The following is a 26,141-nucleotide window of genomic DNA, read 5'->3' on the forward strand; positions in this document are numbered from 1 at the left end:
ACCTGATCCCGCTCTGCCACCCGCTGGCCCTGAGCCACGTATCGATTGAGTTCGACGTGGATGAAGCCGGTGTACGCGCATGGGCCACCGTTGAAACCATCGGCGCGACCGGCGTGGAAATGGAAGCACTCACCGCCGTCACCGTCACCCTGCTGACGATTTACGACATGCTGAAAGCCGTGGATAAGGGCATGGTGATGTCGGCCGTGCAACTGGAGGAGAAATCCGGCGGGCGGAGTGGGGATTTTAGGCGGGGGTGAGTGGGTGGCAAATGGATGCTCTTCATTGCAGTCATGCGGGATTCAACAGCTAAGTCTACTGATATACTGACGCAGCTCTGGCAAGGTCAAGGCGTGGCGCGGGTTTGAAGGGTATAATTCGACGCTCTTATAATAATTTTATGACTGACCGATGGGTCGTTATATTTAATGTTAGATCCATCAGCGAACCGCCGTAATGAATATCTCACTGACAGAAATGTATCGATATGCCGAGGTAGGTGACATTGAGTCTCTCATGGCGCATATAGACCGCATGAGGCTGGCTGATCCTGATTGGGATATTGACCTAAATAGCATGGCCTTAATCGCTGCGGCAGAATCCAATCAACTTCATACCGTAGAAGCACTTATCGATCGCGGCGCGAGTTTGGAAGGCGTAAGTCCTCGGCCGTGGATACGTCCGTTGTGGAAGGCGGCCAAGCGTGGCCACATTGAAATTGTGAAGGTCTTGGTAGAACGTGGTGCGGACATTCTTGCAACTGACAACCGAGGCCAATCGGCAATCGACTATGCTCGGCGGTATAAGCGAGCGGACGTCTTGGAGTACTTGGAAAGAAAAGTGGTAGATGGATCTAACAATTCGCTGCAGGCGCGACGTCCCTGACGGGCCGCGGCCTGAGCTCAAACGTTATGCACAAGCATGAACCTATCTAGTTATCTAAATGGCACCAAGCTCAAAGATTTTTTCGAGCTAAATTTGAAGTCGGATGAGGTCACGGACCTGCTTGAGCGTTTTGATATGGACGTGGTCTACCACTTCGATCGCTTACGCGAGGGCACGGCCGATTATTACTCTTCTGCCACACACACCGAAGGCTTTGAACTTCGCTTCGATGAACGCCAAGTTCTTGAAACTATTTGGTGTTATATACGTGAGCGTAGTGGTTTCTCGAAAATAGAATCGGGAAGCATTGGTTGCTTCGTCCCAGATACCTTCGAGGAGATAAAAGCTCTTGCGATTTCATCCGGCCAGCGTTTTTCGGAATCGGCGAACGGCGCTTGGCTCCGACTTGAAGATGACGAGATCTGGACGCATTACGAGTTCAATGACGGTGGTTTGTCTCTCATCACGCTGATGCGCCCATGGCACTAATTTCGCATAACCTTCAGCAACGTAGGGCGCAATAAGCATCGCGCATTGCGCCGCATTCATTGGTAGTATTGGCGCAATCCCCTTCGGTTATTGCGCCCTACACCACCGAAAGCCGTGGATAAGGGCATGGTGATGTCATCTGTGCAGCTGGAGGAAAAGTCCGGGGGGCGGAGTGGGGAATTTCGGCGGGGGTGAGTGAATGGCAAATGGATGCCCTTCATTGCAGTCATTCGGGACTTTACGGATAAGTCTACTGATATACTGACGCAGCTTTGGCAAGATTAAGGCGCGGCGCGGGTTTGAAGGGTATAATCCGACGCTCTTATAATAATGTTATGACTGACCGATGGGTCGTTATATTTAATGTTGGGCAAACAGCATGACCTGTCCAGTTTGCGGCGGAGATAAGATTCAATACCCTGCGGAACGCACGTCAATGGAGATTTGCAAGTGTCTATCATGTGGTCACGCGTTTGCAGTCCACTGCGTTTACCCAATCCCAGAACAATTCCGGAGCACGCACAAAGTATTCCGGGGTGCCTATGTCGTTCCTAGTGAAGACGAAAAAGCTAAGAGCTATATCAAGCTGAAAAACATTCTGAAGGGGTGTGAGCGGTTTCAACTCTCCAAGCTGGAGAAGCAGCGAATTGAGGGAAAGAAAATTTGGGAGCTTGGTGAGTTCCTCGATTTTGAGGTAGAGAGAATCAAGGTGGATTGTGGAAGAAATGCGCTTTCAATTCAATTTGAAGAAATTAACTAGCGGTGCAGTGCAAATTTCCCCCAATGAACTTTTGCCTAACCCTGCAGTCGAGCAGACGCTGCGCGATGAAGCCGCGCAGCAACGTAGGGCGCAATAAGCATCGCGCATTGCGCCGCATTCATTGGTAGTATTCGCGCAATGCCCTTCGGTTATTGTGCCCTACGCTACTGCAACACGATGCCACTCACGCAGCCAGTAGCGTCAAGTTACACCTCTCCCCGCCCCCATCCCCCTGCCCGACCTGATTGAAAAGTACACTCCTGCTTTTCCATTCAAGAAAGCAGTCCATGCGTTTGCTTTTCACTGTACTTCTCGCGTCTGTTTTGCTCATGTCGAATGCAATCGCACATGATGCCACTGACACCTCCTGCGTCAATGATCCCTCGTGGATCGTCCCGGTGAAGCCATTCCGGATCTACGGAAATACATGGCATGTCGGATCGCGTGGACTCGGGGTGTTTCTGATCACCGCGCCGACAGGCCATGTTCTGATTGATGGCGGTATACGCGAAAACGCCGACCTAATCGAAACCAACCTCAAGAGCCTCGGCATTGATCTGCACGACGTGAAATGGATTCTCAATACGCATGCGCATTGCGATCATGCAGGCGGCATCGCACAGCTTGCACGTGATACAGGCGCGCAAGTCATCGCGGGCGCTGCAGACACCCAGCCGCTGGCAGACGGTGGTCACAACGATCCGCATCTCGGCGAGCGATTTCCGTTCCCACCCGTGCAGGTGACGCGGCAGGTGGCGGATGGCGAACGCCTGCAATTGGGCGAGTTGGTGATCACCGCACATTGGACCCCCGGTCACACTCAGGGCAATACCAGCTGGACCTGGCAATCATGTGAGCAGTCGCGGTGCCTGAATATGGTTGATGTCGGCAGTCTGTCGGCACCCGGCTATAAGCTGATCGCCAATCCAAAGACCCCCAACATCCTCAAAGACTACGCATTCAGCTTTGGCGTGGTCGAGGCATTGCCGTGCGACATCGCCCTCGCACCGCATGCGAACATGGTCGATTTCTGGGAGCGTATGGCCAAGCGTGATGCGGGCGATGCTGATGCGCTGATTGATCCTGCGATGTGCCGAGATTACGCCAAGGATGCGCGTGAGGATTTTGCGAAGCAATTGGCGACGCAACGTAGTGAGGCGGATGTAGTGGCGGGACACTGACCCTGACTACAGTCGAGGTCGCTTGTGAGATGGAAACGGTACAGGCAGAATTGAATTGGGATGCTGGTTTGTGGGGTATGATCCTAAGTTATTAGATTGAAACCCATATTTATCTGTTCGGTCTTCTATTCAATTTGGATGTAGCGTGAACCTTAATGAAGCCTTCGAAAACGCCTGTTCTCGATTCACCGGCGAGAACTTTTCAACATTATCGGAAAGCGATCAGATTCTAATTGCTATTTGGGGGTTGGAAGCTGATGTAAATAACGGCGGGTTCGATCAGTACTATTTCAATAGTTCGGGCAACCAAGCATGGTTTGCACCCGCAGCACTCAAGAAGATTGGCGCCCACAAAATGGCTTCGATTGTTGATCACGCAAACGCAATTTTTGACGAAGCCCATCCTCCAGTCTGCCGCGAAGTCCGGCAAGCCATGCTAAGACGCATAACGAACGCCAATGAAGATGCATGGGATCTTCTGACTCGTAAGTTCCAAGCGTATCCCGACGACATCGCGACTCTTCTTACAAAGCATTTGGGGCTGCCGAGTTAATAATTTGAAGTTTCAGTTCAAACTGCTTAAACAGTGTACTTCACCAGACTTCTAACACATTCCCCCCATCATTCGAAAGCCCCCCCATGCACGACGGTTCCTGCCACTGCGGCGCGATCAGGCTCACGCTCCCGTCCACGCCCACCGAGGCCACATCCTGCAACTGCTCGCTGTGCCGCCGCATTGGCGGGCCGTGGGCGTATTTTGCATTTGGCACGGTCAAGATCGAGGGGCATCCCGAGCATACGGTCGAATACATACAAGGCGACAAAACGCTGCGAACGATCCGTTGCCGGACCTGCGGATGTGTGACGCATTGGGAACCAATTGAACCAGTGCCCGGCAGCCGCCATGGCGTTCATCTGGGCAACTTTGATCCGGCGATGGTTGCCACGGTACGAGTGCGCAAATTTGATGGCGCGGATACCTGGCAGTTTTTTGACGAAGTGCCGGTAAACCAAGATACTCCATCGCAAGATGGGTTTCAAACTTCTCAACACTTAAATCAAGGTAACGACTAATATGAAAAAAATCATCGCCTCTACCTTATTACTGTTCGCCATCACGGTTTCTGCATCTACAGTTGACCTAGGTGGTGCAAAAATCAATCTACCCGCGCCCGAAGGATATATCGAAGCCTCCCCAAAAATGGAAAAAGTTTGGCCCCTCGTGGAAGCAGCTCAGGGGGATAACCACGTATTGGCATTTTTCATTCCACGCGAGGAAGAAGCCGCTGCACTTGGAGGTGAAATACCCAATCTTGATCGGAACATCAACATTCAGACTCGACGAAAGTTCGAAGGGAGGAGTATAGACGCGGCGACATTTGAACTCGTCAAAGTTCAAATGCGCAAGCTGATCGCATCACGCCAAGTAAATGATCTGCAAGCAAAAGAAATCGAGCGATTTAATGGAAATCTTAAAAATAAGACATCCCTTGACATCAACATGCAACAGACAGACAACATAAGTTTGCCCCCGCACATAAACACCGCGGATGAATTTGGCTATTCAGAAATATCAACCATTAAAGGTTCATTGCCTGACGGAACGAATTCCACTATGCAGACAACCGCAACGGCCGTTGCTTTACTCATTAAAGGAAAGATTCTGTATTGCAATGTTGCAGGTGGAGCCAATGATTTAGATTGGACAAGAAAAACGGCTTCACGTCTTGCAGCGGAAATTCGTCAGGCAAACTTAAAATAATCATGCTTTGCCCGGTACCAGACTCGTTCCTCGATGAGTCTCGGTATCGGCATTCTAGTCGAGTGTGTTCAATCAATTACGTGCAGGTATCTGAAAGTGCATGCATCACTCTAGCCAAGCTACCTTGTGGCGAAAGCCAATGGAATGGGTGAACGAGTGAGCGCAACAGACACAATATACGCAACAGACATCAGCGCCCCCAGACTGAAGAGCATGGCGCGTGATCGGGATTGTTCCGCTTTCAGGGCTTGCTTACCCAGCAGGATATACAGCAGCAAGGCACAGAGCTTGGCGGTCAGCCAGTCGGACTGAAAAGGATACTGATGGCTTGTACAAGCCAGATAGATGGCTGCTCCCAGCAGCATGGAGTCAACAAGATGAGGGGCAAAACGCAGCAGGCGGCTCGTACGCCATTGAATCCCTGACAACGTCAGCACCACCCGCAACAGAAACAGGCTGATACTGATCCCTGCACACGCTCTATGAAAATGGAGCACCGCGAGATATTCAACTACCACGGGTTAAACACCTTTCAAAACACTTATCCGGCATCAAGGTGATTGCATAGTATCACGCTACAATTCGAGCGCATACTCAAATACCTGCCCTGATTAATCAAGCGAAAAAACAACCTGCTGAATGGCATCGATATCATGAATCAGCACATCTTTACCTTCTACGCTTATCAGTTTTTTCTGCGTAAGCTGATTCAATACACGCGAGAATGTTTCCGGCGTAATTCCCAGCTTGGATGCAATCAGATTCTTATTGCAGGTAAATGAGGTTTTATTCCCTTCACGTGGCTGAGAAAGCAAATAGGCCGCCACGCGCTGTATCGAATTCTGCAAATTCACGGATGCAATATCCTGCATCAGCGCATGCAGTCGAACCGAGAGCCCAGCCAGCATCCGCCGTGCAAACATCGGGTCCGTATCCAGAGTGGAAATGATGGCCTGCTTTTCGATGAGCAGCAGCATCGCATCTTCCAGCGCCATCGCATCCACCATAAAGGGGCGATCCAGAAGCATCATGGCTTCGCCGAAAGTCTGTCCCGCACCAAAAAACTCAATGACTTTTTCCTGATGCTGACTGGATGAGGGAATCGTGAGCATGATCTGGCCCACCGCCACGACATAAATTCCTTCTGCTACTTCGCCCTTCCGGAAAACGTACTTGTTTTTCGGGACACGTATTTTGCGGCAGCGCTGCGCCAGCAGGTTGAGCTGCTCGGACTCCAGTGAACGGAACATTGCTTGCTGGGACAAGAGCGCTTCGATATCAGACAATCGTTCCATGGGCGCCCCGATCAGCCGGCCTTGCCATCCAGCCGGGGCCGGAGATAAATCGGAATCATGCGCGCCGCCCAGGCCACCAGTAAGCCAGCCCATGCCAGCAATACCAGCTGCAGGGCAATACCCGGCACAGCTAAAAGCGCGAGTCCTACCCGTATCAGTGCCGCCAGATGCAGACCGCAGTAAATCCACCATGTCAGCGAATCAGCCTGCAATGGTCGGCCGCCATGCCCGTAAGTGACGCGTGTCACAAACCCGACCAGCATCGTCACAAACAGGCCAGTTGCAAGTGCATGAGCCGGTGCCGAAGCTGCACACCAGCCCATACTGGCCGCCGCCTGCAGCAGACAGGCCGGTACCAGCCAGGCAAAGGAGAGGTGCAGCATGGCCAGCAAGCGAACCTTCATGCTGCGCATCAGGCCCCAGCGTACCGTCGCCAGACCGAATCCCAGCACCATGGCAACATCCGCCAGTGCTGCCGCTACTTGCCATCCGGCCAGCGTCGCAACACTATGTGCCACACATCCGGCCAGCCACGCATCCAGCAAGCCCATCGGCCGCCACGGCAAAACCGGCAGCGCCAGTGCAGACTGGGTAAAGAAGGGAATCATCCGGTGAGAAACCGTGATGAACACCGGTAGCAGAAAACCCCAAAGCGCCAATGTCCGTGTCGCCATCCAGATTTCAGCATCACCCGTCTTTGCCCACACGGCTGCGCTCATCATAGCCAGTAATCCAACCCCCATCGCCACGGCAATCCGCCAGGCATGGCCTTTATCTGCCAATTGGCTGGCGAGTATGCAGCGAATCCACGCCAACAGTGCCCAGGCCCACGCCAGTACCATCATCAGCAATCCGGCCAGCACGGCCGGCAGCGACACATGCAAGCCGGCGATCACCAGTACCACACCCAAAAAGAAGCCGAGCATCATGCCTGCATGTGCCGGCGCATGATTGATCCCCAGCCAGCGCGGTCCGGCGGTAAACAGAAAGCCCAGCATAAAAAGCGGAAAGCTGCCCAGCGGCATCATCACACCGTGAGCAAATACGGCGGGCAGCACCGGCACAGATGAACTGATCAGGACACCACTCCACCAGAGCGCGAGCAATACCAGCGACAGTGCGCCGAGTAAAAATCCGAGTCTGTGCGGCATCATCCACAGGCGTTGCAGCATGCCGGGTTGCAAAGGCTTCAGCACATCAGCCTCCAGTCACCGGCGGGAAAATCGCCACTTCGGCCCGCTCACTCAATAAAGTATCCGGTGTGGCCAGAATCTGATTCACCGCTACCCGATACACCTGCCGACCACCTAGTACAGACTGCCATTGCGGCCCCTGCTGGCACAGCCATGCAATCAGGTCGCCGACGGTGCCTTGCTCGAATGGCAGCGTAAAATCCGCAGTATCCATCCCCAGCACATCCCGAAATTTGGCGAACACAAGCAATTGAATATTCATGGTATTTACCCCCCGGTTTGCGACATGAACCGCACGATGCGGGTCGGAGATTCGTTGAAATGGTGGCGCTCGGGCTTGGCCGCGATGCCTGAGCGAATGGCGTTCAGCAGGTCCGCATCACTGGCACCCTGCCGCATCATGTCACCCAGTGGGACCTGATCATTTTGTCCCAGACATAGATAGAGACACCCATCTACGCCTAAACGCACACGATTGCAGGTCTCGCAGAAATGCTGTGACATGGGGGTAATCACCCCGAGGCTCATCCGGCCATCCGTACTCTGCCAGTAACGGGCCGGCCCCCCTTGTTTGCCTTTGATCTCGGGAATCAGGCCAAATTGATCCGCCAGATCGCTACACAGCTCGGTCAGATTCACACTGCGGGTACGCTGTCCGGTTTCGCCCATGGGCATGGGTTCGATCAGCCTTAGGATAAATCCGTGATCAAGTGCGTATTGCAGGACCTGCTCTACCTCACCCAGATTTACATCGGGCATCACCACCATATTGAGTTTGATGGGCGCGAAGCCCGCATCGCGCGCGGCATCCAGCCCGCGCAATACTTTGTCCAGACAATCCCGCCCGGTTACACGGGCAAAGCAGGCGCGATCTACGGTATCGAGACTGACATTCAGGCGGTTCACGCCAGCGGCCTTTAATCCCGCAGCATGCGCCGCCAGCATCGTGCCATTGGTAGACAGCGACAGATCACGTAAACCCGGCAAATCGGCAATGCCCGCAGAAATCTGTTCGATGCCCCTTCGCAACAAGGGTTCTCCGCCCGTTAGCCTCACCTTATCCACGCCCAGCTGCACAAACAACGACACCAGCCGGACCATTTCATCCGGCCGCAACCAGTTGGCAGGCGCATCGTAATCCTTGAAGCCCTTCGGCAGGCAATAGGTACAGCGCAGATCGCAGCGATCGGTGACCGATACACGCAAATAGTGAATCCGCCGCCCGAATGGGTCGATCAGGCCAGAAGCAGAAGATGGAGGAAAAGTAGGATGCATGACTGCCAGACTCCGGTATCTGGCGTCATTATCCAAGCATGAGGTGCCAAACTATATACAGCTGAAGAACTAGTCCTAGCCAGGATGCATCAATCCACGCCGCTCGAAGGTGTCGTAAACCGAATCCCATCAGCCTCGCGCCTGAGATCGGGAAGCCATTTCAGAGGGAATGAAAACGCTCCGACGAAAGCGATTAATTACGTGGTCAACGAATTGGCGAGGCTTCCACTCTGATGAGTTGGTAAGCCTGCGCCAGGAAAACCGAACATTGAACAAGGCAGTAGCCTGACGTGTTTCATGCCCGGCGGTAAGGGGAATCGAGCAACTTTGGAGATGACCAAGCCCAAAAAGGCCAACGGTTAAAATATTGTTTTGTCACTTTTATGTACCGCTCGACGAATATCTTCGGTTCGCTGTTGCACGGTTCGATTGGGAATGTCTCGAGTAGCGTGCTTAACAAAATCATGAGGCGCATAATCGGCACCAATTTCACCAACCGGCCTGAATGCTGTCGTTAATGGAATAGGAACAATATGACTTTGTGGAATCGCCTGTTGCGTTTTGTAACGTCCTCCCTGCCGGTCATCTGGGTCGTGCCTCATTTCACTCAATTGCGGAACGGTTACATTCAACACCCTCGATTCAATCCCTCTTTCATGAAATACTGAGGTATAAAACTCGGATGGCCGATTCTTTACGCCTTCTTTATCTAGTACGAGATGAATAAATCCTGTACTGTTCCTGACAAATCGCGCCTTTCCTACCGCAGCTGAAGCGCCACCCTGCCCGCCTCTGGCCGGATCAAGGCCTATTCCTTCATTGCCAACAATCTTGGGTACGTTTTCCTCCCGGGTAACATGCGAATATACATTTTGCTCAATGGATGCGGTTACGGACTCTCTACAGGGAGGAGTCGAGACATTTCTTCCCTTGAAACCAAAGCAGCTGAGAAAACAATCGAACATTAAGGACTCCCTTTCTCCGGTGCCATCGTCAGAATATTCGCTGTGGTGTCACCCGAATTGCGCAGCACATAGATCATCGTTGGTGCAGCAGCCCCGACACCCAGCGGGTTGGCGCGCAAGCATAGGTCAAACAGCTTTACCGACATCTTGTCGACATACTTGGTACAGGTGAACTCAGTAATCACGGGGCGACCCGATGTGCGCGCCGAGTTTGATACATCGGTCGTCATCTGCTGCTTCATGCCCTGATGCAGCGAGACCAGCTCGATAAACTTGCCTTGCGCAAAAGCGGCATTGCCGCCCGAAGCACCATTCATAATCGGATCGGTGGCGGCCCACGCGTTCTGTGAGGGCGTGCCTGACACCGGAGAAATCAGGCTACCGCCCTGATCCCAGCTATTCGCCGGGTTGCAAGAGAATCAAATCCATTTTGCTTACCTTTCGCTTGAGGGTTCAACGTGGCATATGCATGTCCGGCTCCGGCTTAGCCCGGAAGCTCGGCCACAAGCCGGATGGACGTCGTCAGTTCCTCAAGCTGGAAATGCGGACGCAGGAACAAGGTGGCCTTGTAGGTGCCGGGCTTACCGGGTACATCGGTCACGTCGATTTTGGCTGCACTGAGCGGAAATGCGGCTTTCACATCCTGAGCAGCACTCTCGTCCAGCAGCACATACTGGCCAATCCAGCTATTCAGATAGGCCTCCACATTGCTGCGTGTCAGGAAAGAGCCCACCTTCTCCCGCATGATGACCTTGATGTAATGGGCAAACCGGGAGGCGGCGAGCACATAAGGCAACATGGCCGAGATCTGTGCATTGGCATTGGCCAGATCAGACAAATACTTTTTGGGTAGATTGGTACTTTGCCCGCCAAAGAACGCCGCCTTGTTTGTCCCTTTGCAGTGACAAATAGCCATGAAACCCAGATCGTTGAGTTCCTTTTCACGCCGGTCGGTAATCGCTACCTGTGTCGGGCAGATCATGGCGACATCGCCATCGTCGCTCTTGTAGGTGTAGATCGGTAGCCCTTCAACCAGTCCCCCGCCCTCTACCCCGCGTATGGCTGCAGTCCAGCCATATAAGGAAAATGCATGGGTGATGCGTTCAGCCAAAATGAAGGCTGCATTTCCCCACAAGAATTTGCTGGCGTCATTGATGCCGACATCTTCCTGATAGTTCACGCCTTCACACGGCACCTTTTCCGGGTCATACGGCAGGCGTAACAGCACGCGAGGCAGTGCCAGTGTGACATAGCGGGAATCTTCACTCTCCCGGAAGGTATGCCAGGCAGCAAGTTCCACACTTTCAAAGATCTTTTGCAGATCGCGAGGCTTGGCCAGTTCATCGAAGCTATTCAGATCGAATAACTTCGCATTTGCAGCCGCCACAAAGGGTGCATGTCCAGCTGCGGCAACTTCCGCGATCTTGGACAATAAGGTGGTGTCGTCGGGATGCCTGCCAAACTCGTAGTCACCCATCAGCATGCTGAATGGCTGTCCGCCATAGGTGCCGTATTCAGCTTCGTAAATCATCTTGAACAGACCGCTCTGGTCAAATTCGACGGCCTTGGTTAGATCATCGAGCAGATCCTGCTTCGAAGCATTCAGAACGCGCAGTTTCAACATCGGGCCGGTATCAGAACGCATCACGAGATAATGCAGGCCGCGCCACGTTGCTTCCAGGCGCTGGAACCCTTCGGCGTGCACGATGAGGTCCAGTTGCTTGCCGAGAATGCTGTCAATCTCAGCCACTCGGTTGTCGATCAACGCACCGAAACCCTTCTGGTGCGCCTCTTTCAAATTTGCGGCGACATCAACCGCAAACTGACCCAGCAAACCCATCACTGTCTTGAGCGCGTCACCAGACAGTGCCATCCCCTTGTCGCCAAGCAGCTCATCCAGCTTGCCGGCAGGCGCGACTTCTCCCCATGCTGCGGCGTCGGCCTTGGCATCAAATGCGCTGGTAAGTTCGCTTCTGGCCGCATTCCCCTCGTCATCCATCCGGCAGACCAGATTCAGGTAATGCGCCAGCAGATCGGAAATCTCCGCTTTGGACTGCAGGAAACGCAGACGTGCCCGCCCGTCATATAGACCGGTCATGGCGCTCACCTGTTTGATGACGTTAACCGGCTGGAAATGGTCGATGTGCTGAAACTTCAGCGTACCAGTCAGGCTGCCCTCGCCGCCCGGTAGCACATTCTCGCAACTGGCCAGGTTGAACTGAGGCGAAATGCCCTCCAGTACCTTTTGAAAATTGTCCCGATCAATTTCGATCAGCTTGCGATCTTTGAGCGGGGGCAAGGGTTCTGCAATGAAGTCGCCAGTGAGTTCAGCAAGAATCCCCACAATGAATGGCAATTCCTTCTTTTCAAATGCGCCACCAGTTTCAACGTCATAGGTAATCTTTACCCGCGGCGGACGTACCCGCGTCAGTTTTTCCTGAATACTGCCCAGCATGGTGTGTTAACTCCCGTTTGCATTTGTCACCGACCGCGACGCGAACTGCGGGACAGCATCATGCTTACCCACCGTTCTTCCCTGTGATCGCCGCAGCAGTCGGTTGATCCGTGCATAGCATGCGGCGCGCTTTCTGTATTCAAAATACGTGCCAAGTTCAGATGTTACCCATGTCATTGTTTTTATTAGCAATTGTCAATTTTAATGTTTTGAGGTGTGTTAGATTTGACTCACCTGATTGGCGACCGTCTTCTGCCAATGCAGCGCACAGACTCATCACGCGGCTGGGTATGTTTTGACTCAGTCACGGGTCAAGTAGCACCCGTAGCGGTTTGTTAAAGACAAATGGATGGACATGCTCAAGCCGCATGCGCAAATACGCACGCAACACTCAGGCCGGAAGGAAAGGGAAAATGCGGAGATTCAGTCTTTAGGACGCGAGCGGCGCCAGAGCACCCGCCCGCCAAGCTGCCAGCGTTCCATCACGCCACGCGCGAGAAGGCGTTCCAGGGCGAGTTGCGTCAACGCGGGTGAGGCCTCATGCCTACCCCAGTCGATCCACCATTGATGAATGCCTTCAAGCGTATCGGCGGCACCAGGTCGAAGGTTCAGATAGGATTGAATGGCATCTGCAATTTCAGCAATGCGATTGGTCAGGAGATCATCTTGCATGGTGTGATGGCTGCGGACGGCCACCTACTGCTGGCGTCCATTCTGCTTCTTTATGCTAATTGGTCAGTTCATGCATGGCATGTCCTGCGGGAGGGGCAGCTTGAGTATCGCCACGCAATCCATGCTTGCGTAGTAGTTTACCAAAAGCACTTCGCTCTTTACCGGCCAATCGTGCAGCATGCGTTACATTTCCACCCGTTCGGGCAATCAGTTCGCTGACATATCGTCTTTCAAACTCAAGCAGCACGTGTGCTTTCGCCTGATTATACGGAAGTTGATCCTCATGACGATGTGTTGCGAGATGACACATTGCACCCAGCTCTGCACATTCAAGTAGCGGCCCATCCGACATCAGAAAGTCTCGAAGCAGCAGATTTTCCAGCTTCCGAATATTACCCGGCCAGCTGTAGCGGGAAATGAGAACCCGGGCAGACTCGCTAAGCAGCCGTGGATCGGTCTGATACTGGTCGCATAATCGCGCAACAAAGGTTTGCGCTAGTTCCACCGCATCGTGACCTCTGTCGCGTAATGGCGGCACGGTTACCTGCAATACATTCAGGCGATACAGCAAATCATGACGAAATTGCTTTTCGGCAGCCAGCTTGGCCAAATCTGCATTTGTAGCGGCCACCACTCTCACATCGGCCGATCGCAGACCTGTTCCCCCAACCTTGCGATATGTTTTTTCCTGCAGAAAACGCAGCAACGCCCCCTGTGCCCGCGGGCTCAATGAATCAATTTCATCCAGAAACAGCGTGCCGCCATCTGCTTCCCCTATCAAGCCCGCATACTGGCGGCTGGCATCGGTAAAAGCGCCCCGCTCATGACCGAACAGTTCGCTTTCCATCAGCGAATCAGTGAGTACACCACAATTGACAGGCACAAAGGGATGTTCGCTTCTGGCACTGAGGTAGTGAATCGATCGCGCAGCAAGCTCTTTGCCCGTGCCGCTTTCACCATTGATCAGCACAGTTGCGTCAGCACCAGCAAACCGGTGCAGAGCAGCCTGCATCTGCCTGAATGCAAGGGATGATCCGATCAAATTCAGCCTCGACATGCTGGCAATCTCCCTGTGCTGGTCATCTCCGAGGATGCGCAGCGTGTTTAATATGAACAACGATTAGCGGCGCGTCTTGTGAAGTGGCGGCAACCCGTTCGCATACGGCAAGCGCTCCGGTTCAAGATGCATGCGAGCCTTAATGCCGGGCACACTATCTCGCCTGTCCTCGGGCACGGGTTCCAATCCGCCCCGCAACACGGTCTGGACATCGGGAGCAAGACGTGCGGCAAGCGCAACTTGCTCCCGAGCGGACAAAGGCGCGACATTCGGTGCGGCCATATCCCGTCTGGGGGAGGCCTGCTCCATTCCCCATTGATCCATGATCTGATCGCGAGGATTCAGGTCAGATGCATAAGGCGTACCCTGCACGACTTTGACACGCCCTTCATCGCCAGACCTGATTAGGCTGACCATGTGTGTGCGGTGCCGCAAACCCAAGCGAAATGGAAGGGATGACACGTGGTTTTTCCCGGGTGTGACCTAATCGGATCAGCTGACTACGAGTGGCCTCGCGGATCACCGCGCCACAGCAAAATCTGCATGAGGCTTGAATAATCAAGCTAGTTCAGTGATTTAGGACATATAAGACTGTTACTTTTGACAGGTTGACTAATGCGCGCTCGGGTGGGTCATTACTGATAGATTTTTTCAAACAACTGCATGTCCATCCGATGTACCGCACCATCCAATAACGCCAGATCCGCAGCATCGTGCGAAACCAATATTACCGGCATGGCCAGCGTCTGTAGATGCGGTTTGAGTTCACCGCGAACATGTTTGCGCAGGGAAGGATCGAGCGCGGAAAAGGGTTCATCCAGCAGCAACATGTCGGGCTGACGCATCAGTGCACGTGCAAGGGCTGTGCGCTGCCGCTGTCCACCGGATATCTGGCCGGGGTAATGATCGGCGATCGGTTCCAGTGCAAAGGTCGACAGCCAGCGATCGAGCTCGGGCGTGTGTACTTGCCGCGCAGGGTTGCGCCAGCCAGACTTTGCCGCGAATGCAATGTTCTGGCGCACCGTTAAATGCGGGAATAGTGCATAGTCTTGCGGGACGTAACCGATACGCCGCATTCTGGCGGGCAGATTGATGCCTTGCGCATCGTTAAACAGCATATGCCCATTAATGCATACATGCCCTTGATCCGGGCAAAGCAGGCCGGCAATACAGCGTAACAGCACTGTTTTGCCGCAACCGGATGGCCCCATGATGGTGAGCCTGCCGGATTCACTGAGTAATTGCTCGTTCAGGGTAAAGCTACGCCCGCCGGCCTTGAGTGTAATACTGATGGATACATCGATTGTCAGCTTGTCCGGACGCATCAAACGGCCTTTCCGGAATGTGCCATCTTGCGGCTCAGCACCAGCGCAAGCAAACAGACCGCAGAAATCAGAATAACCAGTTGATTGGCGAGCACGTCGTTGCCCGCCTGCACCGCCTCATACACCGCCAGCGAGAGTGTCTGGGTTTCGCCGGGAATGCTGCCTGCAACCATCAGCGTGGCACCGAATTCGCCGAGTGCGCGTGCAAATGCCAGCGTCACACCGGAAAGAATACCCGGCCATGCCAACGGCAGTGTGATGCGCCAGAAAATCGCGGCGCCGGTGAGTCCTAGACTGCTGGCCGTATCCTCGAGATGGGTGTCAACGGATTCAAAAGCAGCGCGTGCAGGTTTCAGCACCAGCGGTAAGGCCACAATCGCTGCAGCCAGCACGGCGCCCTGCCAGCTGAACACCAGCCGAATGCCGAACCAGCGCTGCAAATGGGTGCCCAGCACGCCATGCGCACCAAATACCACCAGTAGGTAATACCCGAGCACCGTGGGTGGCAATACCATGGGCAGCGTGAGGCAGGCGTCCAGCCATTCACGCCCCGGAAATCGGGTACGCGCCAATACCCATGCCAGCCCGGTGCCGAACACGCTAGCTATCAGCGTCGCCCAGCCAGCCACTTTCAGGGTTAGCAATAGTGGCGTCAGCACAGATGCCTCAGTCACGCACAGGGTCCTCAGGGCTGCGTAAATCCATAGCGGGCAAGAATGGCCTGTCCATCAACGGACAGGAGAAAGTCTTCGAAACGACGGGCATCGCTGGCATCGCAAGCTTGTCTGGTCAGGGCAACAGGATAGCGAATCGGGCGCATGGTGGCGACCTTGAAACTCACACGCACCTTATCGGCTGCAGATCGGGCATCAGTGGCATATACAAAGCCTGCATCTGCCTCACCACGCGCGACGTAATCTAGCGACTGACGTACATTGAGCGTCATGACTGATTTAGCCTTTAGTGCGGGCCAGAGCTTTGCCTGAGTCAAGGCATCGACGGCGTAATGCCCCACCGGCACGCTGCCCGGATTGCCAATGGCAACACGGGTAATCACGGGGTCGATCAATTGCGCCAACTGGGTGAGCCCGTTTTTACTGCTTATAGGCTGCACCAGCACCAGCGTATTGCTTGCAAATGGCTTGATGGAGGCGGGACAGACCAGCGATTGCTTCTGCGCCTCGTCCATCGTCTCGATATCGGCGCTGGCAAACACATCGACCGGTGCGCCGTGGCTGATTTGCTGCAGGAGCACACCGGATGCCGCAAAGTTCAGTTTCACATGAATGGCAGGTTCACGTTGTTCGAATGTCCGGGCGACCTCCTTCATGGCTTCGGTGAGGCTGCTGGCTGCGGAAACCGTGATATCCCCTGCAATGGTGTGGCCGGCCAGAAGAATAGTCGAGAGGCAGAACAGCGAAAAGCGGGGCATCAGGCGCATGGCGGTTAGCGTATAGGCTGTTGATCAAAGGAAGCTGCATGATACCGCGTGCCTGCGTGTAACAGACAGCTTCATGCGAACTAGTCCTTATGCAGTAACCAGATGAGCTATCCGAAGAGGTTCAGGAATGCGCTCACGGAAAAACCATATTTATTTTTAATGACTTATATAGATATCAAAATGTTGAATAATTCAATTTAATGACTTACATACAGTTCACTACGTTTTATTGATATATTTCTATCATTAGCCTTATAATGATCTTTAAACAATACAAAAGATTACTTTTCCATCCTACCGTCTTTCATATAAAGCACTATATGATCAACACTCATCATTCGAATGCCGCCGTTGCTCAAGAAATGGGTGCTCGTCTGCGCCAGGCGCGGCTGAACGCCAACCTGACACAGGCTGATGTCGCCCGAATGGCGGGTATCTCACGAACCGGCGTCACCGGTGCGGAGCGTGGCAAAGCGCTGCTCGAAACCATGATTGCGATCATGCGGGTGCTTAATCTACTGGATCAACTCGACCGCTTTCTGCCACCGCAGCCGGTTTCGCCTGTCCAGCTGGCCAAATTGCAAGGCAAAACCCGTCAGCGCGCGCGCCGTGCCTCAACTGTCCCACCCGACGCCCCATCCAGTGGAGATGAAACATGGTGATGGAAGTTGCGCAAATTCGCTACGCAGAGCGGGATGTGGGCGCCATCAGCTTCGATACCGACACGGGTCAGTCAGCTTTCGAGTACGACAGTGCTTTTTTGCGGTCCGGTATCGAGCTTTCTCCCATCCACATGCCGCTTCGCACAGGCTACTTCCAGTTTCCGGGGCTGGACTACGACACATTCAAAGGATTACCGGGGCTCATCGCAGATTGTCTGCCTGACGACTTCGGTAATGCGGTGCTGAACGCCTGGATGTCGCGTCAGGGCAAATCACCCTCCGACATCACGCCCATCCAGCGTCTGCACTACATTGGCAAGCGCGGCATGGGTGCACTGGAATTCTCGCCGGCAACGCGTATGAAAGCGCTGAATGCATCGCAGGATGTCATGATTGGCGAGCTGGTCGCCTTGGCACAACGCGTTCTCGATGACCGCAATCACTTTGCAGTAAACATTGATCGGGGCGGGAATGACGATGCCGACGCCATGCTGTCGCTCCTCTCGGTTGGCACCAGCGCAGGGGGCGCACGTCCCAAAGCAGTACTGGCCTTTAATGAGACCTTCGATACAGCCCGCTCCGGCCAGACCGATGCACCCGAAGGATTTTTGCATTACCTGATGAAATTCGACGGCGTACATGAACACTCCCGAAGCCAGCAGACATTCGGCGACCCGATGGGATACGGCGCGATGGAGTACGTTTACCACCTGATGGCCACACGATGCGGCATTACCATGATGCCCTGTCGTCTGCTTCATGAAGGCCGGCGGCGCCACTTCCTGACTCAGCGATTTGACCGGATGGGTAATCGGAAAGTACACGTGCAGACTCTCAATGGCTTGGCTCACGCAAGCTATAAACGAGTCGGTCAATATTCATACGAGGAAGCATTTTCTGTCATGCGCCGACTAGGGACAGGCCGGCAGGATGCATGGCAGTTGTTTCGCCGGATGGTATTCAATGTAGTCGCGCGAAATCAGGACGACCACACCAAGAATTTTGCATTCATGCTTCACCCCGACACACATCGCTGGAGCATAACCCCGGCCTACGATCTGGCCTATAGCTATCGTCCGGACAGCCAGTGGGTGGCGCAGCACGCCATGAGTTTGAACGGCAAGCGGGATCATTTCACCCGTCAGGATTTTTACGCATTTGAAGGTGTCAGTCCGATTTTCACGCGTAGTGCCATTGACGTCATCATTGACGAGACCATCGAGCATATATCTGCTTGGCGCGTCCTGGCCACGGAGCAGGACGTACCCGCCACACTCATCGAAACAGTTGAAGAGAACTTAAGGTTGGGATTGTAGCCATGCACAGCATGCTTCCCCCAGCATCCTCGGAATACCATTAATCTGTACTTCAGTCACTCCCGCCTGGCGCTTAGGCGCACCTATCGCACTCCATGTTATCTAATCCTTGGCGTGCCGTAGCGGGAAAAGCTCAACCTGTATCAATAGGAAGTAATAAAAAATCCAGCCATATTGTCTGGCTGGATTTTTGGATGCGAAACGGCAATTAGAACGAATAATCGACGCCAACGGTGAAGGCGGACAGTGTCGTATCATCAAACTTGCCGGTACGGCTGTATTCTGCTCGAATGCCGACATCCTTGCTCACTGCATATCGCGCACCCACACCCCACAGTACTTTGTTATACGTTTCTTCAAAGCTCATTGATTGGCCGCGCGAGTTATTGGCAGAGAGTTTCGCCTTGATATTGGCATAGCCCAGACGACCCTGCAGCGAAAATACATCAGTCAGTGGCAAGGTACCTACCACGCTGCCCACAAGGGCATGAGCCTTATCTTCCACATGAGCACTTTCACCCATGGCACTGACGTCGAGCGATTGCTTGCCCCAATCACGGTAGCCAAGTTCAAACGCTACGTTTTGATCAAAGCGGTAGCCGGCCCCTAAAGACCATGCGGTCGAAGTCTTGCCATCCAGCAACTTCCCATCTTCATTGCTAATGGATGTTTTGGTCTGGCCGAAATCACCAGTGACATACAGATTGTCGGCCATTGCAGGCAATGCGCAGGCAGTTAAGAGAGACGCGATACAAAGTAGCTTTTTCATGATTGTTCCTCGTGTATTTAAAAGTGACGGATGACACAGATGGTTTGTGTGCAAGGTCAGGTGCATTTAAGCACACGAAGATGAACATAAGCTGAATGACATACCGACAGGTATTTCATGTACAGAAGTACAAAACCCCGCAATAGCGGGGTTTCTTTGCCAAGCACAGCGGAGGGCGAAATTAAATCACGAGCCCACCATCAACCGAAATTACGGCGCCATTGATATAACTCGCATCTGCACTGGCCAGGAATGTGTAAACGCTGGCGATTTCTTCAGGCTGGGCCAGTCGTTTCATTGGCACCTTGTCCTGCATGGCCTCAATGACCTTTTCAGGCATAGATGCGAGGATAGGCGTTGCGACAAATCCGGGGCAAACGGCATTGCTGCGGATACCCTTTCTACCGAGTTCTTTGGCCCAGGTCTTGGTAAAGCCGATGACGCCAAACTTGGCTGCGGCGTAGTTGGTCTGGCCAAAGTTGCCATACAAACCAACCACGCTTGAGGCATTCAAGATCACACCCTCGCCCTGCTCCACCATGGTATCAACCACAGCCTTTGCGCAGTTGTAGACGCCCTTGAGGTTGATGTCGATGACGCGATCGAACTGATCGTCGGTCATTTTGGTAAATTGTGCATCCGCAACAATACCGGCATTGTTGACCAGTACATCAATACGACTCCACTTTGCCTTCACGGTTGCAACCATCTCGGCCAGGTGCTGCTTGTCGGTTACATTGACCACGATACCAATGGCCTCACCACCACCTGCGATAATCTCGCTGACCACTGCGTCGATGCCCGCTGGATTAAGGTCGCACACCACTACTTTGGAGCCTTCGCGCGCGAATCGTAACGCTGTTGCCTTACCAATGCCGCTAGCTGCGCCAGTGATGATTGATACCTTGCCGTTTAAACGCATGATGAACTCCTGAGAAGCCTGACACCCGGGAAAGAGACGTGTTCTGATATGAATTATTGCACTGCATCATTTTACGCACCCGCCAGATGATAGGGAAGCGCAATCGCAATAAAAAACGCAGCCACCCTTAGGTGGCTGCGTGGTCTACTCCATCTTTTTTTCTTTGGATTTTGAATCTGGCACTGCCGCTTCAAGCATTCCGCTCAATCTCTCCCCTTGAGCCAGAACTGCTGGTCTGCGTAACAGATCGAAAGACTATAAACCTTCGCGCCCAAACACTCAAGCAACATGCACCAAGAGTGAGCATGCTGCCCGATTCATGCATCAAAATGACACAAACAAGCGTTTGAACAAGGCCTTATTCAACACCCTGGCTGGCCAGATAGTCTTCATAGCCGCCAACGTAATGCACGTAGCTGCCATCACCCTTCAGTTCAAGTACCTGTGTGGCAAGCGAGCTTACAAACTGACGATCATGCGACACGAAAATCAGTGTGCCCTTGTACAGTTCAAGCGCCAGGTTCAGGGACTCGATGGATTCCATGTCCATATGGTTGGTCGGCTCATCCATCAACAGCACATTGGTGCGCTGCAGGAGCAACTTGCCGTACAACATCCGGCCCTTTTCACCGCCTGACAGTACCTTGACCGACTTCTTGACGTCATCGCCACTAAACAGCAGGCGCCCCAGAATGCCGCGAATAACTTGATCATCATCGCCCGGCTGACTCCACTGTTTCATCCAGTCAAACAGGTTTTCATCTTGAGCGAAATCTTCTTCGTGATCCTGCGCGAAATAGCCGATTTCAGCCTTGTCCGCCCATTTCACCAATCCATGCTGTCCCTGAAGTTCACCGACCAGCAGCTTGATCAGCGTGGACTTACCGACACCGTTCCCCCCGATCACTGCAAGCTTCTGGCCAGCCTCGAAGATCATGTTGAAGTTCTTCAGGATTGAAGTGCTGCCTTCATAGGCAAAATTCAGATCTGTTGCTTCAAATGCCTGGCGATGCAGCTTCTTCTTTTCGTCGAACTCAAAGCGGACATAAGGATTCTGACGGCTCGAAGGCTTCACTTCGACCATGTTTTCCTTGATCTTGTCGGCCAGCTTCAGACGCGACGTCGCTTGACGGGACTTGGACTTGTTTGCCGCAAAGCGGGCTGCAAAGGCCTGCAATTCGGCCACGCGTTCCTTCGCCTTGGCGTTCGCACCCAGCTGGCGCTCACGTGCTTGCGTGCTTGCCAGCATGTAATCGTCGTAGTTACCCGGATAGAGCTGGATGGTGTTGTAATCCAGATCGGCCATGTGCGTACACACCTGATTCAGGAAGTGTCGATCATGGGAAATGATGATCATGGTGGAATTTCGCTCGTTCAGCGTCGTTTCCAGCCAGCGGATCGTGTTGATATCCAGATTATTGGTTGGCTCATCGAGCAACAGCACATCCGGATCGCTGAACAGTGCCTGCGCCAGCAGCACACGCAGCTTCCAGCCAGGTGCAACCTCGCTCATCGGGCCGTTATGCTGTTCGATCGGGATGCCCACGCCCAGCAGCAGCGAACCGGCACGTGCTTCGGCAGTGTAGCCATCATATTCCGCAACCTTGCCTTCCAGCTCGGCGGCACGCATATAGTCTTCTTCGGTAGCTTCCACATTGGCGTAAATCGCATCACGCTCGCGGATGGCATCCCACAATTCGTGGTGACCCTGCATCACCACATCAATCACACGCTGATCTTCGTAGCCAAACTGATCTTGACGCAGCTTACCCAAACGGACGCCCGGATCGAGCGATACATTGCCGTTACTTGGTTCAAGATCGCCGCCCAGGATTTTCATAAAAGTTGATTTACCGGAGCCATTTGCACCGATCAAACCGTAGCGGTTGCCTTCGCCAAACTTGACGGACACTTTTTCGAAAAGCGGCTTGGCGCCGAATTGCATGGTGATATTGGAGGTGGTGATCACCGAAAAACTCCCAAAATGTGTTGGCCGGACAGCACAAACCAGTCTGTACAAGCAATTGCTTGACACTAGATACGCGCATCAAGGCAAAATCAGCTAAATTTTAACATAAGGGCCACGGTCATACCGGCATTCCGCCACAATGATTGATTTCAAATCGCTGATTGATACGCTTCTACGTCGGGGTCGAGAGGAAGAAGACCTCGGCATCAACACGTCCAGCGCTACCCTCATGCTGGCTGAATTGCCACGCAACGAGTCCTTGCAAGCACTGTCGGAAATTATTCAGGCAATCGCGGAACTGAATCGCAATGGCAAGGTGGGCCTCAAGGAGCGTGTCCGCACTGTGATCCTGATGGATGACAAGGCACAACCCATTGCGCAACTACTTACAGCGGTATATCGCGGCACAGAAATTATTGAATCACTGACCCCGCGCCATGTGCTTCCGGTATTGCAGTCTTTCTATCAGGAACTCGGTGTTGCCTACAAACTGTGCATCAAGCAGCATGAAATTGCGCCGATGCCAGCCTTTGCGCCCCATGTAGAGCTCGCGAGTCTCCGCACGGCCGAATATTATGCGCGACAAGGCCTATGGTCTTTTGTGCGGTATTTCCAAGCGGATCGTTCGATCTGGCGCAATTTGAATCGACTATATGGCAATGCTGAGTCTGGTGGATTCCAGCATAAAATATTGCAGCTTCACCCAAGCGACGCGCGACAGGACTCCCTTGCAGGCATCTATAAACGTGCACTGCTGCTGAGGCTCGCCGAACCAGAGCGCAGACTCCCAGATCATGTATGGATGCTGGATCGCTCACTGCAAACGTGGTCTGATCTGGTATCCATCGATCTGCAGGTGCGCCCTCGCCATCACGCATTTGCTGTCAACATCGATTCAGACCAACCCGCCGCCCAGTTCCGTCGAAATATGGTGGGGCCAACCTATCGTTATCTGGATACATCCCCCCTCATTGCGCAGCTTGGCTCCGTGATTCAGGTACTTGAAAACGGACAAGATTCGCCGGATCTGGGCAATGTGCCTGATGGCGAAAAGTCACAAGTGATCGCCATGCTGAAGGACCTGATGCACATCTGGTCACGGGATGGGGGAGCGCGTACACGCCTGCATGAGCGGACGCTGACCAGTCGTCATACCATTGCAGCGTATGGCTTACTCAACGTCAGCCATCTGCTCGGCCAGACGTCGATTAATGGTGCATTGCGCGATGGTGTCGAGCAAGGTGAATGGCACGTCGAAGACGAAAGTACCAGTGGTCTCGGCGTGAGTTATCGCGATCGCTTCGACGATCGACTGTGCGTGGGCGAAATCGTGGCCATGCGTGATACGGAACACCCCCGCGCTGCTATTGGTATTGTGCGACGCATCGTAAAGTCCAGGGATGGCAAAGTTCGCATTGGCGTGGAGAAGCTTGGCGCGCAAACCTCACTTGTTGCCTTGCTGGATGGCGAATTAACTCTACCCGCCCTCTTCAGCCAAGAAGCACCGCAAGCCAATGGGGAGCGCTGTCTGATTCTCCCCGTCGCACATCATGCAGTGGGACGTGCATTTATTCTCTCAGCTGGTAGCCATCGCTACCAAATCGTCCTCGGTAAAACATTCCAGTCATTACCGGGCGTTGTACTCAGTGCGTTCACAGTAACAGGCAAGCAGGAGTAGGCACGACAGTCCCTACTCCGCACCAAATACACGGGCTCGGAGTGCATGCAATTGATCGCGCAATCGTGCGGCCTGCTCAAATTCAAGGTTCTTGGCGGCCTCAAGCATGGCCTTCTCGATTCGTTTGAGTTCCCTGGCCAGCGCTTTTTCATCCATCTCCACCAGCTCTTCACGAACCACTCCGCCTTTACCTGACTTCGTATCCTCGTGATAGACGCCATCAATGATGTCCTTGATGCGCTTCTGCACACCCTTGGGCACGATGCCGTTTGCCTCGTTGAACGCCAGCTGTTTGTGGCGGCGGCGCTCAGTCTCATCCATGGCTCGACGCATGGAATCCGTAATCCGGTCAGCATACAGAATAGCCGTGCCGTTTAGGTGGCGGGCGGCGCGACCAATCGTCTGGATCAGACTGCGTTCGCTCCGCAGGAAACCCTCTTTATCGGCATCGAGAATCGCCACAAGGGACACTTCCGGAATATCCAGACCTTCGCGAAGCAAGTTGATCCCGACCAGCACATCAAACACGCCCAGACGCAGATCACGGATGATTTCGACGCGTTCGACCGTATCAATATCCGAATGCAGGTAGCGCACCTTGATGCCATGTTCGTTCAGGTACTCGGTCAACTGCTCAGCCATGCGCTTGGTGAGCGTGGTTGCCAGCACGCGCTCGCCAACTGCTACGCGCTTCTTGACCTCGCTCATCAGGTCATCCACCTGGGTACCAACCGGGCGAACCTCCACAATCGGATCGACCAGACCGGTCGGACGCACCACCTGCTCGACCACCTGCCCTTGCATCTTGCGCTCGTAATCCGCTGGTGTAGCGGTCACAAACACCGTTTGCGGCATCATGCCTTCAAACTCTTCAAATTGCAGCGGGCGGTTATCCAGCGCAGATGGCAGACGGAAACCGTAATCAACCAGATTCTCCTTGCGCGCACGGTCGCCTCGGTACATTCCGCCAATCTGACCAATCAGGACGTGTGATTCATCGAGAAACATCAGGCTGTTTTCAGGCAGATAATCGATCAGCGTTGGCGGCGGTTCACCCGCCTTTTTGCCGGAAAAATGCCGCGAATAGTTTTCAATCCCCTTGCAGAAGCCCATTTCATTCAGCATTTCCAGATCAAAACGGGTGCGCTGTTCCAGACGCTGCGCTTCTACCAGCTTCTGATTGCGGTGATAGAACTCCAAGCGCTCGTGCAGTTCTGTTTTGATCGTTTCAATGGCGCCAAGAACAGTGGCACGTGGGGTCACGTAATGACTGGACGGGAAGATGGTAAACCGTCCGACCCGCTGGCGGGTTTGCCCGGTGAGCGGGTCAAATAACTGCAGCGTCTCGATCTCGTCATCAAACATCGAAATCCGCACCGCCAGATCGGCATGCTCGGCGGGGAACACGTCAATCACATCGCCACGTACACGGAATACGCCACGCGAGAAATCCATTTCGTTGCGGGTATATTGCATCGTCACCAGGCGCGAAATGATATCCGCCTGCTTCAACGTTTCACCTTCGCGCAGATGCAGAATCATCTGGTGATAGTCGCCCGGATCGCCAATACCGTAGATGGCTGAAACAGTGGCGACAATAATGCAGTCCGGCCGTTCCAGCATGGCTTTGGTGGCAGATAGCCGCATCTGCTCGATATGCTCGTTGATCTGCGAATCTTTCTCGATAAACAGATCGCGACTGGGTACGTAAGCCTCAGGCTGATAATAATCGTAATAGCTGACGAAATATTCGACGGCATTTTCCGGAAAGAACTCGCGGAATTCCGAATAGAGCTGAGCAGCGAGCGTTTTATTCGGCGCCATAACAATGGCCGGACGACCCGAGCGGGCAATCACATTGGCCATGGTGTACGTTTTGCCTGAGCCAGTCACCCCAAGCAGGGTCTGAAAGCGTAAACCATCATCCAGGCCTTCGAGCAACTGGCGGATCGCTTCGGGCTGATCACCGGCAGGCGGAAAGGGTTGATGCAGGCGATAGGGACTACCGGGAAACGTCTCGATCATGGTGAACTCGTGTACCAGCGTGATGCGCCATTGTACATTCGTTCA

At 53.6% G+C, this 26,141-nt stretch carries 29 protein-coding genes; 11 read left to right on the forward strand and 18 right to left on the reverse strand.

From position 1 onward, the window contains the following. The 8 genes from moaC to KSF73_13225 form a co-directional block, all read left to right on the forward strand. Nucleotides 1-260, forward strand: a 260-nt coding sequence (moaC, locus tag KSF73_13190; GenBank protein MBV1776665.1) for a cyclic pyranopterin monophosphate synthase MoaC, incomplete at its 5' end; no start/stop codon positions are given. Nucleotides 261-456: 196 nt separating this feature from the next. Beyond that, complete coding sequence (locus tag KSF73_13195; protein MBV1776666.1) at nucleotides 457-885, forward strand: ankyrin repeat domain-containing protein; 429 nt, start codon at nucleotides 457-459, stop codon at nucleotides 883-885. Nucleotides 886-921: 36 nt separating this feature from the next. Then, nucleotides 922-1,374, forward strand: coding sequence for a hypothetical protein (locus KSF73_13200; GenBank protein ID MBV1776667.1), 453 nt, complete (start codon nucleotides 922-924; stop codon nucleotides 1,372-1,374). A gap of 379 nt (nucleotides 1,375-1,753) precedes the next feature. After that, nucleotides 1,754-2,134 carry a hypothetical protein gene (locus KSF73_13205; GenBank protein MBV1776668.1) on the forward strand — a complete coding sequence of 127 codons (381 nt, stop codon included), beginning with the start codon at nucleotides 1,754-1,756 and terminating at the stop codon, nucleotides 2,132-2,134. A 329-nt stretch (nucleotides 2,135-2,463) separates the two neighbouring features. Next, nucleotides 2,464-3,315, forward strand: a complete 852-nt coding sequence (bla, locus tag KSF73_13210) for a subclass B3 metallo-beta-lactamase (GenBank protein MBV1776669.1) — start codon at nucleotides 2,464-2,466, stop codon at nucleotides 3,313-3,315. Nucleotides 3,316-3,460: 145 nt separating this feature from the next. Further along, nucleotides 3,461-3,868 (forward strand): DMP19 family protein, encoded by a 408-nt coding sequence (locus KSF73_13215; GenBank protein MBV1776670.1) that lies wholly within the window; start codon nucleotides 3,461-3,463, stop codon nucleotides 3,866-3,868. Between the two features lie 86 nt (nucleotides 3,869-3,954). After that, on the forward strand, nucleotides 3,955-4,389 hold the full coding sequence (locus KSF73_13220) for a GFA family protein (protein ID MBV1776671.1): 435 nt from the start codon (nucleotides 3,955-3,957) through the stop codon (nucleotides 4,387-4,389). A gap of 1 nt (nucleotide 4,390) precedes the next feature. Continuing rightward, nucleotides 4,391-5,077 (forward strand): hypothetical protein, encoded by a 687-nt coding sequence (locus KSF73_13225; GenBank protein MBV1776672.1) that lies wholly within the window; start codon nucleotides 4,391-4,393, stop codon nucleotides 5,075-5,077. A 119-nt stretch (nucleotides 5,078-5,196) separates the two neighbouring features. On the opposite strand, the gene KSF73_13230 is transcribed toward KSF73_13225, so the two are convergent. The 14 genes from KSF73_13230 to modA form a co-directional block, all read right to left on the reverse strand. Further along, nucleotides 5,197-5,595 carry a SirB2 family protein gene (locus tag KSF73_13230; GenBank protein ID MBV1776673.1) on the reverse strand — a complete coding sequence of 133 codons (399 nt, stop codon included), beginning with the start codon at nucleotides 5,593-5,595 and terminating at the stop codon, nucleotides 5,197-5,199. Between the two features lie 93 nt (nucleotides 5,596-5,688). After that, complete coding sequence (locus tag KSF73_13235; protein ID MBV1776674.1) at nucleotides 5,689-6,372, reverse strand: Crp/Fnr family transcriptional regulator; 684 nt, start codon at nucleotides 6,370-6,372, stop codon at nucleotides 5,689-5,691. Nucleotides 6,373-6,383: 11 nt separating this feature from the next. Next, nucleotides 6,384-7,568: an NnrS family protein gene (locus KSF73_13240; protein ID MBV1776675.1), complete on the reverse strand. Its 1,185-nt coding sequence runs from the start codon at nucleotides 7,566-7,568 to the stop codon at nucleotides 6,384-6,386. Between the two features lies 1 nt (nucleotide 7,569). Next, a complete protein-coding gene (gene moaD, locus KSF73_13245) occupies nucleotides 7,570-7,827 on the reverse strand; it encodes a molybdopterin converting factor subunit 1 (protein MBV1776676.1) in 258 nt (85 codons plus the stop codon). A gap of 5 nt (nucleotides 7,828-7,832) precedes the next feature. Next, nucleotides 7,833-8,840: a GTP 3',8-cyclase MoaA gene (moaA, locus tag KSF73_13250; GenBank protein ID MBV1776677.1), complete on the reverse strand. Its 1,008-nt coding sequence runs from the start codon at nucleotides 8,838-8,840 to the stop codon at nucleotides 7,833-7,835. 359 nt (nucleotides 8,841-9,199) lie between these two features. After that, a complete protein-coding gene (locus KSF73_13255) occupies nucleotides 9,200-9,805 on the reverse strand; it encodes a hypothetical protein (GenBank protein MBV1776678.1) in 606 nt (201 codons plus the stop codon). After that, complete coding sequence (locus KSF73_13260; GenBank protein ID MBV1776679.1) at nucleotides 9,805-10,122, reverse strand: type VI secretion system tube protein Hcp; 318 nt, start codon at nucleotides 10,120-10,122, stop codon at nucleotides 9,805-9,807. The genes KSF73_13255 and KSF73_13260 overlap by 1 nt, the downstream gene beginning before the upstream one ends. Before the next feature lie 167 nt (nucleotides 10,123-10,289). Further along, the gene (tssC, locus tag KSF73_13265; protein ID MBV1776680.1) at nucleotides 10,290-12,260 is read right to left on the reverse strand and encodes a type VI secretion system contractile sheath large subunit; all 1,971 of its coding nucleotides are present in this window, start codon (nucleotides 12,258-12,260) and stop codon (nucleotides 10,290-10,292) included. Between the two features lie 423 nt (nucleotides 12,261-12,683). Then, nucleotides 12,684-12,932: a heme-binding protein gene (locus KSF73_13270; protein ID MBV1776681.1), complete on the reverse strand. Its 249-nt coding sequence runs from the start codon at nucleotides 12,930-12,932 to the stop codon at nucleotides 12,684-12,686. A gap of 55 nt (nucleotides 12,933-12,987) precedes the next feature. Further along, nucleotides 12,988-13,998, reverse strand: a complete 1,011-nt coding sequence (locus KSF73_13275; protein MBV1776682.1) for a sigma-54 dependent transcriptional regulator — start codon at nucleotides 13,996-13,998, stop codon at nucleotides 12,988-12,990. A gap of 54 nt (nucleotides 13,999-14,052) precedes the next feature. After that, nucleotides 14,053-14,406 carry a hypothetical protein gene (locus KSF73_13280; protein MBV1776683.1) on the reverse strand — a complete coding sequence of 118 codons (354 nt, stop codon included), beginning with the start codon at nucleotides 14,404-14,406 and terminating at the stop codon, nucleotides 14,053-14,055. Between the two features lie 218 nt (nucleotides 14,407-14,624). Further along, complete coding sequence (locus KSF73_13285; protein MBV1776684.1) at nucleotides 14,625-15,299, reverse strand: ATP-binding cassette domain-containing protein; 675 nt, start codon at nucleotides 15,297-15,299, stop codon at nucleotides 14,625-14,627. A gap of 14 nt (nucleotides 15,300-15,313) precedes the next feature. After that, nucleotides 15,314-15,973, reverse strand: a complete 660-nt coding sequence (modB, locus tag KSF73_13290; protein ID MBV1776685.1) for a molybdate ABC transporter permease subunit — start codon at nucleotides 15,971-15,973, stop codon at nucleotides 15,314-15,316. A gap of 26 nt (nucleotides 15,974-15,999) precedes the next feature. Next, on the reverse strand, nucleotides 16,000-16,755 hold the full coding sequence (modA, locus tag KSF73_13295; protein ID MBV1776686.1) for a molybdate ABC transporter substrate-binding protein: 756 nt from the start codon (nucleotides 16,753-16,755) through the stop codon (nucleotides 16,000-16,002). Nucleotides 16,756-17,075: 320 nt separating this feature from the next. Between modA and KSF73_13300 the strand changes: the two genes are divergently transcribed. Together KSF73_13300 and KSF73_13305 are read left to right on the forward strand one after the other, a co-directional pair. Further along, nucleotides 17,076-17,417: a helix-turn-helix transcriptional regulator gene (locus KSF73_13300; GenBank protein MBV1776687.1), complete on the forward strand. Its 342-nt coding sequence runs from the start codon at nucleotides 17,076-17,078 to the stop codon at nucleotides 17,415-17,417. Beyond that, on the forward strand, nucleotides 17,411-18,733 hold the full coding sequence (locus tag KSF73_13305; GenBank protein MBV1776688.1) for a type II toxin-antitoxin system HipA family toxin: 1,323 nt from the start codon (nucleotides 17,411-17,413) through the stop codon (nucleotides 18,731-18,733). The genes KSF73_13300 and KSF73_13305 overlap by 7 nt, the downstream gene beginning before the upstream one ends. A 208-nt stretch (nucleotides 18,734-18,941) precedes the next feature. Here KSF73_13305 and KSF73_13310 read toward each other — a convergent pair whose 3' ends face one another. The 3 genes from KSF73_13310 to KSF73_13320 all read right to left on the reverse strand — a co-directional run bounded on the left by KSF73_13310 (nucleotide 18,942) and on the right by KSF73_13320 (nucleotide 22,393). Beyond that, on the reverse strand, nucleotides 18,942-19,502 hold the full coding sequence (locus tag KSF73_13310; protein ID MBV1776689.1) for a porin family protein: 561 nt from the start codon (nucleotides 19,500-19,502) through the stop codon (nucleotides 18,942-18,944). A gap of 181 nt (nucleotides 19,503-19,683) precedes the next feature. Beyond that, nucleotides 19,684-20,424: a beta-ketoacyl-ACP reductase gene (locus KSF73_13315; GenBank protein MBV1776690.1), complete on the reverse strand. Its 741-nt coding sequence runs from the start codon at nucleotides 20,422-20,424 to the stop codon at nucleotides 19,684-19,686. 358 nt (nucleotides 20,425-20,782) lie between these two features. Beyond that, entirely contained in the window at nucleotides 20,783-22,393 is a 1,611-nt protein-coding gene (locus KSF73_13320; GenBank protein ID MBV1776691.1) for an ABC-F family ATPase, read from the reverse strand. A gap of 139 nt (nucleotides 22,394-22,532) precedes the next feature. Here KSF73_13320 and KSF73_13325 point away from each other — a divergent pair, with 139 nt between their 5' ends. Continuing rightward, a complete protein-coding gene (locus KSF73_13325; GenBank protein ID MBV1776692.1) occupies nucleotides 22,533-24,071 on the forward strand; it encodes a hypothetical protein in 1,539 nt (512 codons plus the stop codon). Between the two features lie 12 nt (nucleotides 24,072-24,083). Here KSF73_13325 and uvrB read toward each other — a convergent pair whose 3' ends face one another. Then, nucleotides 24,084-26,096, reverse strand: coding sequence for an excinuclease ABC subunit UvrB (gene uvrB, locus KSF73_13330; GenBank protein ID MBV1776693.1), 2,013 nt, complete (start codon nucleotides 26,094-26,096; stop codon nucleotides 24,084-24,086). Nucleotides 26,097-26,141 lie beyond the last annotated feature (45 nt).

The sequence above is a fragment of the Burkholderiaceae bacterium DAT-1 genome, assembly GCA_019084025.1.
In the GTDB taxonomy this organism is placed as follows: domain Bacteria; phylum Pseudomonadota; class Gammaproteobacteria; order Burkholderiales; family Chitinimonadaceae; genus DAT-1.

Excerpts from the sequence above, each read along its gene's own strand:
- KSF73_13300 (MBV1776687.1), top strand. The coding sequence starts at position 17,076 with ATGATCAACACTCATCATTCGAATGCCGCCGTTGCTCAAGAAATGGGT.
- KSF73_13270 (MBV1776681.1), bottom strand. The coding sequence starts at position 12,932 with ATGCAAGATGATCTCCTGACCAATCGCATTGCTGAAATTGCAGATGCC.
- KSF73_13325 (MBV1776692.1), top strand. The coding sequence starts at position 22,533 with ATGATTGATTTCAAATCGCTGATTGATACGCTTCTACGTCGGGGTCGA.
- modA (MBV1776686.1), bottom strand. The coding sequence starts at position 16,755 with ATGCGCCTGATGCCCCGCTTTTCGCTGTTCTGCCTCTCGACTATTCTT.
- tssC (MBV1776680.1), bottom strand. The coding sequence starts at position 12,260 with ATGCTGGGCAGTATTCAGGAAAAACTGACGCGGGTACGTCCGCCGCGG.
- KSF73_13235 (MBV1776674.1), bottom strand. The coding sequence starts at position 6,372 with ATGGAACGATTGTCTGATATCGAAGCGCTCTTGTCCCAGCAAGCAATG.
- bla (MBV1776669.1), top strand. The coding sequence starts at position 2,464 with ATGTCGAATGCAATCGCACATGATGCCACTGACACCTCCTGCGTCAAT.
- KSF73_13280 (MBV1776683.1), bottom strand. The coding sequence starts at position 14,406 with ATGGTCAGCCTAATCAGGTCTGGCGATGAAGGGCGTGTCAAAGTCGTG.
- KSF73_13310 (MBV1776689.1), bottom strand. The coding sequence starts at position 19,502 with ATGAAAAAGCTACTTTGTATCGCGTCTCTCTTAACTGCCTGCGCATTG.
- moaA (MBV1776677.1), bottom strand. The coding sequence starts at position 8,840 with ATGCATCCTACTTTTCCTCCATCTTCTGCTTCTGGCCTGATCGACCCA.
- KSF73_13260 (MBV1776679.1), bottom strand. The coding sequence starts at position 10,122 with ATGAATGGTGCTTCGGGCGGCAATGCCGCTTTTGCGCAAGGCAAGTTT.
- KSF73_13195 (MBV1776666.1), top strand. The coding sequence starts at position 457 with ATGAATATCTCACTGACAGAAATGTATCGATATGCCGAGGTAGGTGAC.
- moaD (MBV1776676.1), bottom strand. The coding sequence starts at position 7,827 with ATGAATATTCAATTGCTTGTGTTCGCCAAATTTCGGGATGTGCTGGGG.
- KSF73_13225 (MBV1776672.1), top strand. The coding sequence starts at position 4,391 with ATGAAAAAAATCATCGCCTCTACCTTATTACTGTTCGCCATCACGGTT.
- KSF73_13255 (MBV1776678.1), bottom strand. The coding sequence starts at position 9,805 with ATGTTCGATTGTTTTCTCAGCTGCTTTGGTTTCAAGGGAAGAAATGTC.
- KSF73_13200 (MBV1776667.1), top strand. The coding sequence starts at position 922 with ATGAACCTATCTAGTTATCTAAATGGCACCAAGCTCAAAGATTTTTTC.
- KSF73_13305 (MBV1776688.1), top strand. The coding sequence starts at position 17,411 with ATGGTGATGGAAGTTGCGCAAATTCGCTACGCAGAGCGGGATGTGGGC.
- uvrB (MBV1776693.1), bottom strand. The coding sequence starts at position 26,096 with ATGATCGAGACGTTTCCCGGTAGTCCCTATCGCCTGCATCAACCCTTT.
- KSF73_13220 (MBV1776671.1), top strand. The coding sequence starts at position 3,955 with ATGCACGACGGTTCCTGCCACTGCGGCGCGATCAGGCTCACGCTCCCG.
- KSF73_13205 (MBV1776668.1), top strand. The coding sequence starts at position 1,754 with ATGACCTGTCCAGTTTGCGGCGGAGATAAGATTCAATACCCTGCGGAA.
- KSF73_13315 (MBV1776690.1), bottom strand. The coding sequence starts at position 20,424 with ATGCGTTTAAACGGCAAGGTATCAATCATCACTGGCGCAGCTAGCGGC.